15 protein-coding genes are annotated in these 16,948 nt (G+C 71.1%); 8 read left to right on the top strand and 7 right to left on the bottom strand.

What is annotated here, in order from left to right; genetic code table 11:
* Positions 1-59 precede the first annotated feature (59 nt).
* Genes J2S57_RS01105 through cydC form a run of 4 tightly spaced genes read left to right on the top strand, consistent with a single transcriptional unit; the run spans position 60 to position 6,151 of the window.
* The gene (locus tag J2S57_RS01105; protein WP_307237079.1) at positions 60-1,517 is read left to right on the top strand and encodes a cytochrome ubiquinol oxidase subunit I; all 1,458 of its coding nucleotides are present in this window, start codon (positions 60-62) and stop codon (positions 1,515-1,517) included.
* A 16-nt stretch (positions 1,518-1,533) separates the two neighbouring features.
* The gene (gene cydB / locus J2S57_RS01100) at positions 1,534-2,577 is read left to right on the top strand and encodes a cytochrome d ubiquinol oxidase subunit II (RefSeq protein WP_307237076.1); all 1,044 of its coding nucleotides are present in this window, start codon (positions 1,534-1,536) and stop codon (positions 2,575-2,577) included.
* Positions 2,574-4,250, top strand: coding sequence for a thiol reductant ABC exporter subunit CydD (gene cydD, locus J2S57_RS01095; RefSeq protein ID WP_307237073.1), 1,677 nt, complete (start codon positions 2,574-2,576; stop codon positions 4,248-4,250). The genes cydB and cydD overlap by 4 nt, the downstream gene beginning before the upstream one ends.
* Positions 4,247-6,151 (top strand): thiol reductant ABC exporter subunit CydC, encoded by a 1,905-nt coding sequence (gene cydC / locus J2S57_RS01090; RefSeq protein ID WP_307237070.1) that lies wholly within the window; start codon positions 4,247-4,249, stop codon positions 6,149-6,151. The genes cydD and cydC overlap by 4 nt, the downstream gene beginning before the upstream one ends.
* Here the strand turns inward: cydC and J2S57_RS01085 are convergent.
* Positions 6,148-6,312: a hypothetical protein gene (locus J2S57_RS01085; RefSeq protein ID WP_307237066.1), complete on the bottom strand. Its 165-nt coding sequence runs from the start codon at positions 6,310-6,312 to the stop codon at positions 6,148-6,150. The genes cydC and J2S57_RS01085 overlap by 4 nt on opposite strands.
* A 149-nt stretch (positions 6,313-6,461) precedes the next feature.
* Here J2S57_RS01085 and J2S57_RS01080 point away from each other — a divergent pair, with 149 nt between their 5' ends.
* Both J2S57_RS01080 and J2S57_RS01075 read left to right on the top strand, forming a co-directional pair.
* On the top strand, positions 6,462-7,310 hold the full coding sequence (locus J2S57_RS01080) for an SAM-dependent methyltransferase (protein ID WP_307237063.1): 849 nt from the start codon (positions 6,462-6,464) through the stop codon (positions 7,308-7,310).
* A 62-nt stretch (positions 7,311-7,372) separates the two neighbouring features.
* The gene (locus J2S57_RS01075; RefSeq protein WP_307237060.1) at positions 7,373-7,606 is read left to right on the top strand and encodes a hypothetical protein; all 234 of its coding nucleotides are present in this window, start codon (positions 7,373-7,375) and stop codon (positions 7,604-7,606) included.
* Here the strand turns inward: J2S57_RS01075 and J2S57_RS01070 are convergent.
* The 4 genes from J2S57_RS01070 to J2S57_RS01055 all read right to left on the bottom strand — a co-directional run bounded on the left by J2S57_RS01070 (position 7,603) and on the right by J2S57_RS01055 (position 11,976).
* Positions 7,603-7,755, bottom strand: coding sequence for a hypothetical protein (locus J2S57_RS01070; protein WP_307237057.1), 153 nt, complete (start codon positions 7,753-7,755; stop codon positions 7,603-7,605). The two genes, J2S57_RS01075 and J2S57_RS01070, sit on opposite strands and share 4 nt — an antisense overlap.
* Before the next feature lie 58 nt (positions 7,756-7,813).
* Entirely contained in the window at positions 7,814-9,229 is a 1,416-nt protein-coding gene (gene pntB / locus J2S57_RS01065) for a Re/Si-specific NAD(P)(+) transhydrogenase subunit beta (RefSeq protein ID WP_307237054.1), read from the bottom strand.
* Positions 9,230-9,234: 5 nt separating this feature from the next.
* Positions 9,235-10,815: a Re/Si-specific NAD(P)(+) transhydrogenase subunit alpha gene (locus J2S57_RS01060; protein ID WP_307237051.1), complete on the bottom strand. Its 1,581-nt coding sequence runs from the start codon at positions 10,813-10,815 to the stop codon at positions 9,235-9,237.
* Positions 10,816-10,968: 153 nt separating this feature from the next.
* Entirely contained in the window at positions 10,969-11,976 is a 1,008-nt protein-coding gene (locus J2S57_RS01055; RefSeq protein WP_307237048.1) for an LLM class flavin-dependent oxidoreductase, read from the bottom strand.
* A gap of 172 nt (positions 11,977-12,148) precedes the next feature.
* On the opposite strand from J2S57_RS01055, the gene J2S57_RS01050 reads away from it, so the two are divergent.
* The gene (locus J2S57_RS01050) at positions 12,149-12,931 is read left to right on the top strand and encodes a helix-turn-helix transcriptional regulator (protein WP_307237046.1); all 783 of its coding nucleotides are present in this window, start codon (positions 12,149-12,151) and stop codon (positions 12,929-12,931) included.
* On the opposite strand, the gene J2S57_RS01045 is transcribed toward J2S57_RS01050, so the two are convergent.
* Positions 12,903-14,138 (bottom strand): calcium:cation antiporter family protein, encoded by a 1,236-nt coding sequence (locus J2S57_RS01045; protein ID WP_307237043.1) that lies wholly within the window; start codon positions 14,136-14,138, stop codon positions 12,903-12,905. The genes J2S57_RS01050 and J2S57_RS01045 overlap by 29 nt on opposite strands.
* A 402-nt stretch (positions 14,139-14,540) precedes the next feature.
* Here J2S57_RS01045 and J2S57_RS01040 point away from each other — a divergent pair, with 402 nt between their 5' ends.
* The gene (locus tag J2S57_RS01040; RefSeq protein ID WP_307237040.1) at positions 14,541-15,329 is read left to right on the top strand and encodes an ABC transporter ATP-binding protein; all 789 of its coding nucleotides are present in this window, start codon (positions 14,541-14,543) and stop codon (positions 15,327-15,329) included.
* Positions 15,330-15,385: 56 nt separating this feature from the next.
* On the opposite strand, the gene J2S57_RS01035 is transcribed toward J2S57_RS01040, so the two are convergent.
* Positions 15,386-16,843, bottom strand: a complete 1,458-nt coding sequence (locus J2S57_RS01035; RefSeq protein ID WP_307237037.1) for a serine hydrolase domain-containing protein — start codon at positions 16,841-16,843, stop codon at positions 15,386-15,388.
* Positions 16,844-16,948: the final 105 nt, after the last annotated feature.

Here is a 16,948-nt window from a genome sequence, read left to right as displayed (position 1 = left end):
CCGGCGCTGGGGGACCTAGGTCACTACAAGTGAACCGTTCCGGGCGACATGGTGACAGCATGGACGCCCTCGACCTGGCCCGATGGCAGTTCGGTGTCACCACCGTCTACCACTTCATCTTCGTTCCGCTGACCATCGGGCTCGCTCCGATGGTGGCGATCATGCAGACCGTCTGGTTCCGCACCGGCGACGAGCGCTGGCTGCGCGCCACCAAGTTCTTCGGCAAGCTCTTCCTGATCAACTTCGCCATCGGCGTCGTCACCGGCATCGTGCAGGAGTTCCAGTTCGGCATGAACTGGAGCGAGTACTCGCGCTTCGTCGGTGACGTGTTCGGCGCCCCCCTGGCCCTCGAGGGCCTGGCCGCGTTCTTCCTCGAGTCCACCTTCATCGGCGCCTGGATCTTCGGCTGGGACCGCCTGCCGAAGAAGCTGCACCTGGCCAGCATCTGGCTCGCGGCGATCGGCGTGAACCTCTCGGCGTTCTTCATCCTCGCCGCCAACTCGTTCATGCAGCACCCGGTCGGCGTCGAGTACAACGCCGAGACCGGCCGCGCCGAGCTCACCAGCATCGGCGCCCTGCTGTCGAACAACACCGTGCTGTGGGCGTTCCCGCACCAGATCACCGCCGCGTTCATGACCGCGGCCTGCTTCGTCGCCGGCATCGCGGGCTGGTGGATGGTGAAGGCGCGCCACCAGGCCCAGGTCGACTCGCACACCCGGCACGAGAAGGTCGAGCTGTACCGCCCCGTGTTCCGGTTCGCCTGCGTGGTGCTCCTGGTCGCCGGCGTCGGCGCCGCCGTCACCGGTGACGGCCAGGCCAAGCTCATGTACCAGCAGCAGCCCATGAAGATGGCCGCGGCCGAGGGACTCTGCGAGACCGAGGAGGGCGCCGGCTTCAGCCTCTTCGCGATCGGCAACCCGGGCGACGGGCACTGCGACGTGCAGACCTTCGCCATCCCGGGCGTCTACTCGTTCATGGCCACCGGCGACTTCAACGCCACCGTGCCGGGCGTGAACCAGCTCCAGGCCGAGTACTCGGAGAAGTACGGCGACGGTCAGGACTACGTGCCGAACCTGGCCGTGACCTACTGGAACTTCCGCGCCATGATCCTTTTCGGCGTGCTCGGCGCCGCGCTCGGCGTGGTCGGCCTCTGGGTGACCCGCAAGGGCCGCAACCCGGGCCGCTGGTTCGGCCGCCTCGCGCTGATCGCCATTCCGGGCCCGTTCCTGGCCAACCTCACCGGCTGGGTCTTCACCGAGATGGGCCGCCAGCCCTGGGTCGTCGCCCCGAACCCGGACGGTGACTGGACCATTCGCATGCTCACGCAGGACGGCGTCTCCACCGTCGGTCCCTGGTCGGTCGGCATCTCGCTCGTCACCTTCACCCTGCTGTACGGCTCGCTGGCGATCGCCTGGTTCGGCCTGATCCGCCGGTACGCGGCCGCGGGTGCTCCCGGTATCGAGGAGGCGCCGGACCACGACGACGACGCCGACCGCCCGCTCAGCTTCGCCTACTGAAAATCGGAGTCCGGACGTGGAACTCGTCACCTTCTGGTTCATCCTCATCACGGTCCTGTGGATCGGCTACCTCGTGCTCGAGGGGTTCGACTTCGGGGTCGGGATGCTCCTGCCGATCCTCGGGAGGAACGACACCGACCGCCGGGTCATGATCAACACCATCGCCCCGATCTGGGACGGCAACGAGGTCTGGCTGATCGTCGCCGGCGGCGCCACCTTCGCGGCCTTCCCGGAGTGGTACGCCACCCTGTTCTCCGGCTTCTACCTGCCGCTCCTGCTCATCCTGGTCGGCCTCATCATCCGCGGCGTGGCGTTCGAGTACCGCGGCACCATCGAGGGCGACCGGTGGCGCAACCTCTGGGACACCGCCATCGTGGTCGGCTCGACCCTGCCCGCGCTGCTGTGGGGCGTCGCGTTCGCCAACATCGTGCGCGGGGTGCCGATCGACGCCGACAAGCAGTTCACCGGAACGCTCTTCACCCTGCTGAACCCCTACGGCCTGCTCGGCGGCCTGACCACCCTGCTGCTGTTCGCCTTCCACGGCGCGCTGTTCCTGGGGCTGCGCACCGAGGGGGAGATCCGCGCCCGCGCCATCGCCCTGGCCGCGAAGCTCTCGGTGCCCGCGATCGGCGTCGCCGTGGTCTTCGCGCTGTGGACCCAGCTGGCCTACGGCAAGGCCTGGACCTGGGGCGTCGTGGTGGTCGCGGCCGTGGCCCTGCTCACCGCGGCCTACGGCGCGTTCAGGGAGCGGGAGGCCCTGGGTTTCGGCAGCACGGTGCTGGCGACGGCCTCGGCGGTGGTGCTGCTGTTCGGCTGCCTCTTCCCGGACGTCATGCCCTCCAGCACGAACGAGCTGTTCTCGCTGACGATCCACAACGCCTCGTCCACGCACTACACGCTGGTCGTCATGACCTGGGCCGCCTGCTTCCTGACCCCGGTCGTGATCCTCTACCAGTCGTGGACCTACTGGGTCTTCTGGCACCGCATCGGCGCCACGAAGATCCCGCCGGGTCACGGCCTGCCCTGGTCCACGCCGGAAGCGGAAGCCTCGTATCGATGAAGCCCCTCGATCCCCGGCTGCTGCGCCAGGCCCGCGCGGCCCGGCTCTACGTCGGCCTGACCTCCGGTCTGGGAGTGGCGACCACCGCCCTGCTGGTGGTGCAGTCGCTGCTCCTGGCCCACGTCGTCGCGGGTGTCGCGACGGACGGACTGACCTTCGGTGACGTCCGCGGCCAGGTCGCCGGGCTGGGGATCGTGCTGGCGGTCCGGGCGGTGATCGCCGGGGCGCAGGAGCGCTTCGGCCACCGCGCGGCCACCACCGTGGTGCGCCAGCTGCGCGAGAAGCTGATCGCCCACGCCGTGCGGGAAACCGGTCGCGGGGGAGCGGATCTCGCGGTGCTCACCACCCGCGGGCTGGACGCGCTCGACGGTTACCTGACCCGATACCTGCCGCAGCTGGTCCTGGCCTCCACCCTGACCCCGGCCGTCCTGGTCGTGGTCTGGTGGCAGGACTGGATCGCCGGCGTCACCATTCTTCTCACCCTGCCGCTGATCCCGTTCTTCATGGCGCTCATCGGCATGGCCACCCAGGACGCGTCCGACCGCAGCCTGGTCTCGCTGCAGCGCCTGGGCACGCAGGTGCTCGACCTGATCGCCGGTCTGCCCACGCTGCGTTCGCTCGGTACCGCCCGGGCCCAGCGCGAGCGGGTGCGCGTGGCCGGCGACGCCCATCGCCGCGCCACCATGAAAACCCTTCGCACCGCCTTTCTCTCGGCCCTGGCCCTGGAGGTGCTCGTCACCCTCTCGGTCGCGCTGGTCGCGGTCGGCATCGGGCTGCGTCTGGTGCACGGCACCCTCGACCTGCAGACCGGCCTGGCCGTGCTGCTGCTCGCCCCGGAGGTCTACGCACCGCTTCGCGCGGTGGGCATGCACTTTCACGCCAGTCAGGACGGGCTGGCCGCCGCCCAGCAGGCTTTCGACGTGCTGGAGCGCCCGGTTCCCGCGCCCGGAACGGTCGAGGCCCCGGACCTGTCCACCGCCGTCGTCGCTTTCGAGGGCGTGACGGTGCAGCACGACGGTGTCCCGCACCCGACGCCCTCGCACCTCACCGCCTCGGTGGGCCCGGGCGAGATCGTCGCGCTCACCGGCCCGAGCGGGTGTGGCAAGAGCACGGCGGTGAATGTGCTCCTGGGGCTTCAGAAGTCGACCCTGGGGGACGTGGTGGTCGCCGGATCCGTCCGGCTCACCGATGTCGACCCGGCGTCGTGGTGGCGCCAGATCGCCTGGTGCCCGCAGCATCCGGTGCTGGTGCCCGGCACCCTGCGGGAGAACGTGTCGCTGCTGCGCCCGTCGGTCTCGCTCGACCAGGTGCGCGAAGCCTCCGCGGTCACGGGTTTCGAGGACGTCGTGCGTACTGTTCCCGGCGGCTGGGACGCCCGGGTCGGCCAGGGGGGCACAGGCCTGTCGGCCGGTCAGCGTCAGCGGCTGGCGCTCACCCGGCTCCTGCTCAGCGAGGCCCCGCTGGTGGTGCTCGACGAACCCACCGCCCATCTCGACGCCGGGGCCGAGCAGGCCGTGCTCGACCTGCTCGGCGCGCTGCGCGACCGGGGGCGCACCGTCGTCCTGGTGGCGCACCGGCCCGCCCTGATCGCGGCGGCGGACCGCACGATCGACGTCAGCGGCCGGGTGGCTCCCGGTCTGGAAACCAGCTCCCCGATGGAGGTCCCGGCATGAAGACCGAGGCGACCACCACGTCCCCCGTCGAGAGCCCGGTGAGCGGCCGGCGCGCGCTGCTGCTCGTGCTCGACGAGATGCGGCCCGACCCCTGGCGTCTGCTGCTCGGCGCCGTCACCGGTGCCGCGGCGGTGGCCTGCTCGATCGCCCTGCTCGGCGTCTCCGGCTGGCTCATCACCCGGGCCGCGCAGCAGCCGCCGATCCTGTTCCTGATGGTTGCGATCGTCGGTGTGCGCGCGTTCGGCATCGGCCGCGGGGTGCTGCGGTACTGCGAGCGGCTGGTCTCGCACGACGTCGCCCTGCGCGGCGTGGTGCGGCTGCGCGAGACGCTGTTCGGGCGTCTGGCTGCGGCCGACGACACCGTGGCGGCCGGGCTGAAGCGCGGTGACCTGCTGGCCCGGCTGGGCGCCGACGTCGACGAGCTCGGCGACGTGATCGTGCGTGGTGTGCTGCCTTTCGTCACCGCGATCCTCACCGGCCTGGCCTCGGTGGTGGCGGTCGGGATCATCCTGCCCGAGGCCGGCGCGGTGCTGGCCACGGCCGTGCTGATCGCGATCGTCGCGGTGCCCGGGCTGGCCGGGATCGGTGGCCGCCGCGACGTGCTGGGCACCGCGCAGGCCCGCACCGAGATGTCCGAGAACGTGCTCGCGCTCTTCGACAACCTGCCGGAACTGACGGTCAGCGGCCGGGTCCCGGACCAGCTGGCGGCGATCCGGCGCAGCGACGACGAGCTCTCCCACGGCCTCGACCGCGCCGCCCGTCCCGCCTCCTGGGCGGCCGGGCTCGGATCGGCCGTGATGTCCGCCGCCGTGCTCGGCTCGCTGGTCACCGGTGTGATCGCGGTGAACGAGGGCCGGATCCGGGAGGTGGCCCTGGCCGTGCTGACGTTCGTGCCGCTGGCCCTGGCCGAGGTGGTGGCCGGTCTCCCGGCCGCCGCGGTCAGCCTGGTGCGGGCCTCGGAAGCCGCGCGCCGCGTCGTCCCCCTGCTGGCCACCCCCGAACCGGACAGCCACCGCACCCTGGACGTGCAGGCCCGGCCGGTGCCGAACAGCGCCTACCTGATGGCCGGGCAGAAGGGGCTGCGGCTGGTGCGGGAACTGCCCGGGCTGCACCTGCGGGCGCAGGACCTGGCCGTCGGCTGGCCCGGCCGTGAACCCGCCGTGCGCGGCGTGAATCTGGACCTCACCGCCGGCCGCCGGATCGCCGTGGTCGGCCCCAGCGGCCAGGGCAAGAGCACGCTGCTGCGCACGCTCGCCGGTCTGCTGCCCGCCGCCGAGGGGCACATGCTGATGGACGACACCGACGTCGGCGACGGCGTCGAGCTCCTCGACGTGCACACCCGCAGCCTCCGGCACATGGTGCACCTCGCCGCCGATGACGCCCACGTCTTCGGCACGACCGTGCGAGAGAACCTGCGGGTGGCGAACAAGGACGCGACCGACCCCGAGCTCCTCGCGGCCCTGCGCCGGGCCGGGCTGGGGGAGTGGATCTCCGGGCTCGGTGCCGATGGTCTCGACGTGGTGGTGGGTGATCCGGCGGGCCCCGGGCAGGGGGCGGGCACGCACCTGCTCTCGGGCGGTATCCGGCGGCGGATGCTCATGGCGCGTGCCTTCGTCAGCGGCGCGCCGGTGCTGCTGGTCGACGAGCCCGCCGAGCACCTGGACGCGGCCACCGCCGACGACCTGGTGGCCGAGGTGCTCGCGTCACCCCGCGCCGACCAGAGCGCCGTGGTCGTCACCCACCGGCTCAGCCCGCTGGCGGCGGCCGACGAGGTGCTGGTGATCGACGGCGGGGTGGTGGCGGCGCGGGGCACGCACGACGAGCTGATCGCGACCTACGCGCCGTACCGCAGCGCCTGGGCGGCGGAACGCAGAGAGATCCCGGCCCCGGCCCTGTCCTAGAAGTCCCGGAAGCCGTCGGCGTACCGGCGGCGTTGCCTCGGGATCGCGGTGACCGGGTCGATCACCTTGTCCTGAGCCAGTTTCGAGGCCGTCTCCTTGGCGTCGTCGATCGTGGCGCGGAGCTGTTCGAGCCGTTCCTGGAGTTCCTTGACGCTCTTCACGATGTCTCCCTCCGGCGGTGCTGTCCGCAAGGGTGCGCCCGGGCTTCGTCCGGAGTCGATACTCCGGCGGGGTTGTTCCCTCTTCGGGCCGCAGCCGGATAGGGTCGTATTCGTCCCTGTTGCCCGATTCTCGCGAGGTGGACGGCCCCATGACGGAGCTCCCCGACTGGGCGCCCCGCAACATCGACCTGACCACGCCGTCCGCGGCGCGGGTCTACGACTACTTCCTCGGCGGGGCGCACAATTTCGCCCCCGACCGCGAGATGGCCCGCCGCATCCTCGACCTGCACCCCAGTGCCGAGGTCAACGCGCAGGCCAACCGGGCGTTCCTGCACCGCGCGGTGCGGCACCTGGTGCAGCAGGGGGTGCGTCAGTTCATCGACCTCGGCTCGGGCATCCCCACCGTGGGCAACGTGCACGAGATCGCCCAGCGCGAGGCCCCCGACTCCCGCGTGGTCTATGTCGACATCGACCCGATCGCGGTGGCCCACAGCGAACTCATCCTGCACGGCGTCGAGAACGCGGCGGTGCTCAACGCCGACCTCCGCCACCCGGCCGAGATCCTCGCGTCCGCCCCGGTCAAGAACCTGATCGACCTCACCGAGCCGGTCGCCTTCCTGATGGTCGCGGTGCTGCACTTCATCCCGGAGTCCGACCACCCGGAGCAGACGATCGCGGCGCTGCACGAGGTCGCCGCCCCGGGCAGCCACCTGGTGATCTCGCACGGCTACGACGCCCGCCTGGAGCAGGCCGCGGCGGGCCCGGCGCTCGACGGCCGCCTGACCGGCGAGGGCCAGCAGGTCCTCGACACCTACCGCACGGCCGACCCGATCACGGTGCGCACCCGCGCCCGCGTGACCGAGCTCTTCGGTGGCTTCTCCCTGGTCGACCCGGGCCTGGTCTGGGTGCCGCAGTGGCGGCCCGACTGGCCCGACGACGCGGGCGCCGATCCGTCGTCGAGCTACGTGATCGCGGGCGTCGGCCGTAAGGCGGGCTGAGGCGTTAGCCCGCGCGGCTGGCGTGAGTTGTCGGCGGGCGGGACGGGTCTAGCGTCGGGGACATGGACGCCATCGAAGACCACATCATCCGCCGGGCCCACGAGTTCGACCGCACCAACGACTGGCCGCAGCCGTTCGAGGCGTTCGTGCCGCCGGGTGAGAGCGAGGCCCGCACCGGTGAGACGATCCGGGCGATGCAGCTCGACGGCAAGCTGACCATCGCCGACTTCGAGGCCGAGGGCCTGACCGGTGTGGAAGTGGTGCTCGGTCTGGGCCCCCGGCTCGCGCGGATCTAGTCGCCCTCGCACTCGTAGAGGATCTGGTAGGCCTCCGCGAAGGTCTTCACCGCCGTGGCGTTCGAGCCGCCGAGCGAACTGGGCGTGGCCGCCTGCCGGTTCATCGCCTCGAGCAGTTCCTGCATGACCTCTTCGCGGGTGACCGCCATGAAACCCTCCAGGTGAATCGGGCAGAAGAGAAAGCCGACAACACAGACTAGATCGACATCACAGGGCCCGCACGATCTCCTCCACCCGGGCCTTGGCGTCGCCGAACAGCATCTGGGTGTTGTCCCGGAAGAAGAGCGGGTTCTGCACCCCCGCGTAGCCGGCGGCCATCGAGCGCTTGAACACGATGACGTTCTCGGCGTCCCACACCCGCAGCACCGGCATCCCGGCGATCGGGCTGCCCGGGTCGTCGAGCGCGGCCGGGTTCACCGTGTCGTTCGCGCCGATCACCAGCACCACCGACGTGCCCGCGAAGTCGTCGTTGATCTCGTCCATCTCGAGCACGATGTCGTAGGGCACCCGGGCGTCGGCCAGCAGCACGTTCATGTGCCCGGGCAGGCGCCCGGCCACCGGGTGGATGCCGAAGCGCACGTCCACGTTCCGCTCCCGCAGCCGCCGCGTCAGGTCGGCCACCGGGTACTGCGCCTGGGCCACCGCCATGCCGTAGCCCGGCGTGATGATCACCGACGAGGCCTCTTTCAGCAGCTGCACCGCCTCGTCGACGAGGATCTCGCGGTGCTCGCCGTAGTCGCGGCCGGCGAAAACCGCTGCCTCCTGGCCGAATCCGCCCGCGATCACCGAGATGAACGAGCGGTTCATGGCCTGGCACATGATGTACGACAGGTAGGCACCCGAAGAACCGACCAGGGCGCCCGTGACGATGAGCAGGTTGTTGTTCAGCAGGAACCCGGAGGCCGCGGCGGCCCAGCCGGAGTAGGAGTTCAGCATCGAGACCACGACCGGCATGTCGCCACCGCCGATCGAGGCGACCAGGTGCCAGCCCAGCGCGAGCGCCAGGGCGGTGACGGCCAGGAGCAGGACCACCCGGGGGGACGCGGTGAACCAGGCGGTCCCTCCCGCGAACGCCGCCAGCGCACCGATGTTCAGGACGTTCTTGCCGGGCAGCACCAGGGGGGCGGACTTCAGGCGCCCGGCCAGCTTGCCGTAGGCCACGACCGACCCGGTGAAGGTCACACCGCCGATGAAGACCCCGATGAACACCTCGGCGTGGTGGATGCCCAGCAGGTCGGCCGCCACCTCGGTCGATCCGGACGAGACCTGGAGGTACCCGTTCCAGCCGACCAGCACCGCGGCCAGGCCGACGAAACTGTGCAGCACGGCGATGAGTTCGGGCATGGCCGTCATCTCGACGCGGCGCGCCCGGGAGAGCCCGACCGCCGCCCCGCCGGCCACCGCGACGGCCATGAGCAGCAGCCCGGTGACCGCCTCGCCGCTCGGGAGGTCGAGCCGGTCCACCGCGAGCACGGCGGTGGCGACCAGGGCCACGGCCATCCCGGCGATGCCGTGAAGGGCTCCGGATCGCGAGGTCTCGTGCTTCGACAGCCCGGCCAGGCTGAGCACGAACAGCAGGGCGGAGACGATGTAGGCGGCCTGCGCGGCGCTGGAAGCGGTCATCGTCATCAGCCTTTCGAGAACATGCTCAGCATGCGCCGGGTCACGGCGAAACCGCCGAAGATGTTGACGGAGGCCAGGAAGACGGCCAGGGCGGCGAGCACCGTGACCACCGTGTCGTCGTGGCCGATCTGCAGCAGGGCGCCGACCACGATGATGCCGGAGATCGCGTTCGTCACCGACATCAGCGGCGTGTGCAGGGCGTGGTGCACCTTGCCGATCACGTAGTAGCCGATGACCACCGCCAGTGCGAACACGGTGAGGTTGCCGACGATCTGGGCGGGGGAGAAGGCGGCGAGCAGGAAGACCAGCGCCGCCGTCACCGCGACCGCGGCGTAAGGGCTCACGGAAGAACGCTTCCGAGTCACGACCTGGGGCTCCTCGGCCAGGACGACAGGGGCCACCGACACCGCCACCGACACCGACACCGCCACCGACACCGCCACCGGAGGCGGCGGCCAGGTCTTGTCCCCGTCGCGCACCACCGTCATCGAGCGCTGCACCACGTCGTCGAAGTCGAGCACCGGCGAACCGTCTTTCGCCGGGGTGAGCAGCTTCATCAGGTTGACGAGGTTGGTGCCGTACAGCTGCGACGCCTGGGTGGGCAGCCGCCCGGCCAGATCCGTGTAACCGATGATCGTGACGCCGTTCCCGGTCACCACCACCTCGCCGGCGCGGGTGCCCTCGACGTTCCCGCCCTGCGAGGCCGCCATGTCGACGATCACGCTGCCGGGTCGCATCGCGGCGACGTGCGCGGCGGTGAGCAGGCGCGGCGCCGGACGTCCCGGGACCAGGGCCGTCGTGATGACGATGTCCACGTCGGCGGCCTGCTCGGCGTAGAGCCGGGAGGCCGCCTCGTCGTAGTCCGACGACGTGCCGCGGGCGTAACCGTCGCGGCTCGGCTGCTCCGACGCGTCCCCCGTGGTGATCGGAAGGAAAGTGCCACCGAGAGAACCGACCTGCTCCGCGACCTCGGGACGCGGGTCGGTGGCCCGCACGATCGCGCCGAGACTGCTGGCGGTGCCGATCGCGGCCAGCCCCGCCACCCCGGCCCCGGCCACGAGAACCTTGGCGGGCGGGACCTTGCCGGCCGCCGTGACCTGGCCGGTGAAGAACCGGCCGAAGTGGTTCGCGGCCTCGATCACGGCCCGGTACCCGGCGATGTTGGCCATCGAGCTGAGCACGTCGAGCGACTGGGCCCGGCTGATGCGGGGCACCGCGTCGGTGGCCAGCACGGTCAGGCGCCGGGTGGCCAGCGCCTCGAGCAGGTCCGGGTTCAGCGCCGGGGCGATGAGCGACACCAGCGTGGCGCCGTCGTGCAGCCGGGCGATCTCCTGCGCGGTGGGCGCGTTGACCTTGAGGACGACGTCGGCGTCCCAGGTCTGCGCGAGCGGTGAGACCCGCGCGCCCGCGGCCGCGAACGCGTCGTCGGTGAAGGCGGCGCGGGTGCCCGCACCGGCCTCCACCAGCACCTCGTACCCGAGGGCGAGCAGTTGCTCGACGGTCTTCGGGGTGGCGGCGACGCGCGTCTCACCGGGGGCGGACTCGGCGACGACCCCGACGCGGAGCGGGGTAGGTGCTTCAGACACAGGCAGATCCGATCGTCGGCGATCAGCGACACCTCAAGTGGTACCCCAGATCACCATGCGTCCAGAAGGTGCGGAATGCCTGTTGCTGTGACCTGGGCCGCGTGCAGGGGCCTAGGCCGGAAGTCCCGGACATGTCCGCGCTTCCGGACCGCTTCAGGACGCCTTCCACCCCAGCGCCGGTCCCAGCTTCTGCGCGGTGTCGGTCAGGATCTGCACGTAGTCGTCGTGCTCGAAGCTGAACGGCAGTGCGAACGCGACCTCGTCGATCTGGGCGTAGGCCGGGTCCGCCGCCAGCTGCTCGGCGATCTGCTCACCGGTGCCGATCAGGTCGCGGGCGAACATCATCCGGGCCGGGCCCTGCGGCTCGGCCGTGCGCGGTGTGCGCCGCTCCACGTACGCCTGGTACTTGGCGACCTGCTCGGGCGAGGCCGAGTCGGTCGGGATCACCACGAGACCCTGTGACACCCGGGCCTTCTCGCCCAGCGGATGGGCGGCGCGGAAGGCCTGGATGTGGCCGAGCTGGATCTGTGCGAAGTCCCGGGGGCCGTCCTCGAACTTCACCACGCTGCTGGTCAGGAAGTTCATGTCGTGCTCCCCGGCCCACTGCGCCGAGCGCAGGCTGCCGCCGCCGTACCAGAGGCGCTCGCCCAGCCCGGCCGAGTGCGGCTGCACCCGGTCGGAGAACTCCTCGAAGGCCCGGGCGCCGCTGAAGTCCGAGGCCTTCTCGCCGCGCACGAACCTCAGCAGGCGCTCGACGCGCTCGTAGGAGAAGTCCTCGGCGTCGGCGGTGTCGGGGTAGAGGGCGTCCTTCACGGTGTCGAAGAACATCGGCGGGCCCACGCTCAGGCCCGGGTTCAGGCGCCCGCCCGAGAGCAGGTCGACGGTGGCCCAGTCCTCGGCCAGGCGCAGCGGGTTCTCCCAGCCCAGCGGCGTGACGGCGGTGCCCAGCTCGATGCGGCTCGTGCGCTGCGAGGCGGCGGCCAGCACGGCGACGGGGGAGGAGATGCCGAACTGCAGGTGCCGGTGCCGCAGCCAGGCGCTGTCGAAGCCGAGTTGCTCGCCGAGCTCGATGATCCGCAGCGTCGACTCGTGCCCGGCCCGGGGGTCGGCCTCGTCGAACAGCCCGATGGTGAGGAATCCAAGCCTTCGCAACGTCCGCATAGTTGATTGTTGCACTATCTCTATGAGCCGGGGAGAGAAGACCCGGCGTGTCCCACGTCTCGACACGACCAGGTCTAGTTAGGTTAGCCTTACCTTCGCAAGTGGAACGGAGACGGAGGCGATTCGGGTGACGTGGGACAGGCCTCGGAGTGAGCACCTGACCCTGGATCTTGTGCGCCCCGTCGGTCCGGGAACGATCAGGTGCGACGAGTTCGCCTACGGCATGCGCGAACCCGCCGGCATGCTCGTGCTGCGCTACCGCTCGGCCGGGGTGCTGGAATTCGGTGAGGGGCGCCAGGAGGTCCTGCACCAGCTGTACTTCTCGCCGAACGGGGTGCTCGTCGGCCGACAGGGTGGCGAGCACCAGTTCGTCGGCCCGAACGAGGTGTTCTGGGCCCGTCGCGGGGTGACCCACGAGGTCGCGGCGGGCCCGGGGCAGACCGTCTTCCGGGTCTGCCTGCGTGAGGATCCGCCCGCGCTGAAAAAGGTCCGGGTGGGTGCGGCGTCGGTCGGCCCCGAGGCCGCCGCGCTGCTGCGCGCCCTCGGCTCGTCGGGCGTGCTCCCGGCCCGGTCGGCCAAGGCCCGCGCCCGGATGCTCGCCGGGATCGGCGAGACCGTGCGCGAGCTGCCCGGAGCCCCGGTCAACGGCTCGGGTTACGCGATGCGGGTCGCCCGGGCGCTCACGCACGACCCGGGTGACCCGACGGGCCTCGAGGAGTGGGCCCGGCGTCTGCACGTGAGTGTGAAGACGCTCCAGCGCGACTTCGTCAAGGAGTTCGGCCTCTCGTACACGCAGTGGCGAACCCGCCTGCGATTGCTGGCCTCTCGCGTGCTGCTGGAGACCACCCCGGTGACCGAGGTGGCCCACCGCGTCGGCTACGCCAGCACGTCCGCCTTCATCGTCGCGTTCACCCGGGAGTTCGGGGTCACGCCCGGACGTCGGCGGGCGTCGTGAGTTCCTCGTCGGCCGGGGGTTTCCAGGGGGCGACGAAGGTCGGCACGATCAGCCGGTACCGGTAGGCGAACGCCCCCAGCGCGATCGCCCCGTAGACGCCCGACAGGATCAGCCGGCCCTCGGTGCTGGTGACCGGGAACTGCACCGCGAACAGGAGCAGCAGCACCCAGGCCGACCAGCGGTGAAAACGCAGGGCCAGCAACAGGGCCACGCCCATCATGGTCTGCGTCGCGGTCAGCAGCATCTCCTCGACCTGGCGGTCGTCGAGCACCAGGGCGGTGCCGCCACCACCCAGCAGATAGGCGATCGGGAGCGAGCCGACCAGCAGCGTCCACTGGTTCACCTTCGACGAGATCAGCGTGGCGATGGCCCCGGCCCCGTTGCCCCGGCTGGCGAAGATGATGGCGATGATGAACTCCGGCGCCTCGCTGGAGAGCGGCGCCAGCCACTGCACCAGCAGGAACTGGTCGATGCCGAGCGAGGTGCCGGCCTCGACCAGGCTCTCGGCGAAAGGCTCGGCACAGGCCAGGATCACGGCGGCGGACACGATGAACAGGGCGGGGACGACCACCCGGCGGCGGGCTCGGGGCAGGCCCCCGAGCACGGCCGCGGTGCCGATCAGGTCGGGTTCCTCGACCTCGCCCTTGGCCAGGCGGATCAGGTAGAAGGCGAACCAGAGCAGCAGGAGCAGGCCGAACCAGATCTGGATCTCACCGCTGATCGGCATCCAGAACGCGGCCACCCCGGCGGTGAGCAGGAAGCCGAGTTCCAGGCGATTGCTCCTCTCCAGCTGCAGCACATCGGTTTTCGAGCCGGTGAGCCGTTTCGTGGCGGCGAGCGCGACCAGTACCACCACCGGCCAGCCGAGTCCGAGCAGGAGCCGGTTGGAGCCGGTCATGTTGGCGGCGGCGTACTGCACGTACTCCGGGTTCGAGCCCGCGGTGTAGGCGTAGTAGAGGTCGACCGCGTACTCGGGCAGCACGGCGATGAGGGCGAGCACGGCGATCGCGAGGCCGCCGGAGATGTCGACCTGAGCCGATTCCGCGGCCCAGGCCAGCAGGAACGACGCGGCGACCACGGCTGCGCCGAAGATCAGCATGGAGATGACGGCGCTGGGGTGGATACCGCCGATGCGCAGGACCAGAGCCGGTACCGCCAGAATGGTGCATATCGAGAGCGAGCGAGCCAGGGTGCGGCCGGGACTCATGCGCGGAACTCCTCGGTCGGGTGCCGGCCGAGGATGCGAATCCGCTTGCGGGATCGACACTTCGGCCAACATCACATTGGCCGAAGGTCTCGCTCGCCACGTGCGTGGTGACTGACCGGGCACCGTGACGGTGCCAGTATGTCGATCAGCCGCACCCTTTCGGGTGGAGCTACTCCCCTTCGGAGAACAGGCTCGACGGTAGCACGCCTCTCGCAGGGGGTGACAGGTGACGTGGGCCACGGCGGCGCGAAAAGGTTGCCAGGGTAAACAGAATGGTGGACGTGGTGGTCAGGTGGCCGGGGCCGGTGGCCTTCCGGCCCGCGGGCCCACCGGCACCTGCACCGCGCGGGGGATCAGGGCCAGAACTCCTCGCGGGTCGTGGTGTGGCCTAGATTACGTGCCGTGCAGAACTCCGTGCTCCAGCTCCAGGACGTCACCTTCCGCCGCGGCACCGCGCAGATCCTTCACGGCATCGACCTCACCGTCGGCGCGGGGGAACACTGGGCGCTGCTCGGGCCGAACGGGGCCGGCAAGTCGACGATCCTGCGGTTCCTGGGCGCGGAGACCTTTCCGACGTCCGGCGCGGTGTGGGTGCTCGGGCATCAGCTGGGCCGGGTCGAGCTGGCGGCGCTGCGCCGCCGGATCGGTCACGTGAACCCGCGTCACGCCCTGCGTTCCGCGCTCACCGTGCGGGAGGTCGTGATCACGGGAATCACCGGCACGATCGAGCTGCCGATGCGCTGGGCGCCGTCGGCGGGTGAGGTCGAACGGGCCGACGAGCTGATCGACCTGCTCGGTCTGGCGGCCCGCGCCGATCACGTCTGGCCGACCCTGTCGCAGGGCGAGCGGGGGCGCACCCTGATCGCCCGTGCGCTGGCCGGTGCCCCGGAACTGCTGCTGCTCGACGAGCCGGCGACCGGGCTCGACCTGGCCGCCCGCGAGCAGCTCCTCGACACCGTTGACCTGCTCGACGAGACCCACCCGGGCCTGACGTCCGTGCTCGTGACCCATCACCTGGAGGAGCTGCCGTCCAGCACCACCCACGCCGCCCTGCTGAAGGACGGACGGGTGGTGGCGGCCGGGGCGATCGACGCGGTGCTGACCGGCGAGCACGTGAGCGACGCGTTCAGCCACCCGATCGAGGTGAGGCGCGAGGACGGGCGCTGGTTCGCCCGCACCGTGCGGCCCTGACGGTGGTCGGGTGAAGAAGGTGCGGTCGGAGCGCACGTTCCTCACCCGGTCACGGGTCAGGCCCGCGGCGCCCGCAGCTCGGCCAGCGGCGGCAGGTGCAGCGGCTCGGTCTCCCAGACCGCGCCGAACTTCTGCCCCGCCGGGTCGAGCTCGAGCACCAGGCCGTGCGGGGTCTCGAGGAACACCACGTCGATACGGAGCCCGTCGTGGTCCTTGCCGGGGGTGGTCTGCGTGGCCACGGCCCCGGTGGTGACCCAGCCGCTCGGCGCGAGGGACGCGATCACGTCGACCCCGCCGTCTCCGATCACGATCTCCCAGCCGGTCGGCCCGCCCTCGCGGATCTCCACCTCGGTGACCGCCCGGGCCTCGCTGGCGCCGCTGACCGGGTAGATGCTCGACACCTGGGCCACGTCGACCGGCTCGAAGCTCGTCGCGGTGAACGTGGGCACGCCCCGCTCGGTGACCACGGGCAGCGTGAGACCGGCCAGGCGCTCGGCCAGTTCGGCGTCTCCCTCGCGGGCCCCGGCGGTGAGCGCGGGCACCAGGTGCGCCCAGATCTCGTCGAGCAACGCCTGGTTGATCGGCGTCTGTGAGGTGATCGCGACCACCGCGTCGTGCTCGGGCAGCACGATGACGAACTGGGCGAACGCCCCGTCGAACCGGTAGCCGTGCTGACTGCGCCAGATCTGGAAGCCGTAGCCCAGCGCGCAGTCGGGTGCCTCCTCGGCGTCCTCGCTCTCGGTGCCCACGTGCACCTGGGTGGCCAGCTCGACCCAGCCCTCGGGCAGCACCTGCTTGCCCTCCCAGACGCCGCCCTGCAGGTACAGCAGCCCGACCTTGGCCAGCGCCTCGGTGGTGACGTGCAGCCCGGAGTAACCGATCTCGCGGCCCTGCGGGTCGGTGATCCAGCCCATCTGCCCGGGCGAGTCGTCGATGCCCAGCGGCTCGAACAGGCGCGGCCGCAGGTAGTCGAGCAGCCCGGAGCCGGAGGTGCGCTGCACGATCTGCGCCAGCGCCATGGTGCAGGGCTGGTTGTAGGCGAAGACCGAGCCGGGCTCCTCGTCCGGCGGGATGCGCAGGAAACCGCGGATGATGTTGCCGGTCTCGTCGAGCTCGGCCGCGCCGAGCGTCTCCTCCTGGTGCCCGCTCGCCATCGCCGCGACGTGCCGCACCTTCATCGAGCGGGCGCGCTCGTTCGTGACGTCGGCGTCGAGCTCGGGGAAGTACGAGAGCACGGTGGCGTCGAGATCGACCAGGCCCTCGGCGACCGCGAGGCCCAGGGCCGTGGCCGTGAAGCTCTTGCTGATCGAGTAGACCAGGGCCGGCTGCTGCGGCGTGTAGGGCGCCCACCAGCCCTCGGCCACCACGGTGCCGCTCTTCACCACCACGAGGCTGTGCGGCTCGACCCCGTCGCGGCTCGCCACCGCGTCGAGGAAGGCCGAGATACCGGCGGCGCTCACGCCCTGCTGCGAGGGCGTGCTGCGGGGGAGCGGGACGGACTGCGCGGTCGTCATTGCCCTATTTGATCACGGCCGGAAGGCTCGTCGGGCCGCCGTGTGGTCCGGATCGACCGTGACCACCGTGCGCACCAGGGTCGGTACCGTTCGTGGTGAGACGGC

Source organism: Kineosporia succinea (genome assembly GCF_030811555.1).
Taxonomy (GTDB): Bacteria; Actinomycetota; Actinomycetes; order Actinomycetales; family Kineosporiaceae; genus Kineosporia; species Kineosporia succinea.
This window is presented reverse-complemented; position numbering and strand designations above follow the sequence as displayed.

What these genes read in the sequence shown, in the direction of transcription:
- pntB (WP_307237054.1), bottom strand. Translation starts at nt 9,229, where the DNA reads ATGACCGCTTCCAGCGCCGCGCAGGCCGCCTACATCGTCTCCGCCCTG.
- J2S57_RS01045 (WP_307237043.1), bottom strand. Translation starts at nt 14,138, where the DNA reads ATGAGTCCCGGCCGCACCCTGGCTCGCTCGCTCTCGATATGCACCATT.
- J2S57_RS01080 (WP_307237063.1), top strand. Translation starts at nt 6,462, where the DNA reads ATGACGGAGCTCCCCGACTGGGCGCCCCGCAACATCGACCTGACCACG.
- J2S57_RS01105 (WP_307237079.1), top strand. Translation starts at nt 60, where the DNA reads ATGGACGCCCTCGACCTGGCCCGATGGCAGTTCGGTGTCACCACCGTC.
- J2S57_RS01070 (WP_307237057.1), bottom strand. Translation starts at nt 7,755, where the DNA reads ATGGCGGTCACCCGCGAAGAGGTCATGCAGGAACTGCTCGAGGCGATG.
- J2S57_RS01075 (WP_307237060.1), top strand. Translation starts at nt 7,373, where the DNA reads ATGGACGCCATCGAAGACCACATCATCCGCCGGGCCCACGAGTTCGAC.
- cydD (WP_307237073.1), top strand. Translation starts at nt 2,574, where the DNA reads ATGAAGCCCCTCGATCCCCGGCTGCTGCGCCAGGCCCGCGCGGCCCGG.
- J2S57_RS01035 (WP_307237037.1), bottom strand. Translation starts at nt 16,843, where the DNA reads ATGACGACCGCGCAGTCCGTCCCGCTCCCCCGCAGCACGCCCTCGCAG.
- cydC (WP_307237070.1), top strand. Translation starts at nt 4,247, where the DNA reads ATGAAGACCGAGGCGACCACCACGTCCCCCGTCGAGAGCCCGGTGAGC.
- J2S57_RS01055 (WP_307237048.1), bottom strand. Translation starts at nt 11,976, where the DNA reads ATGCGGACGTTGCGAAGGCTTGGATTCCTCACCATCGGGCTGTTCGAC.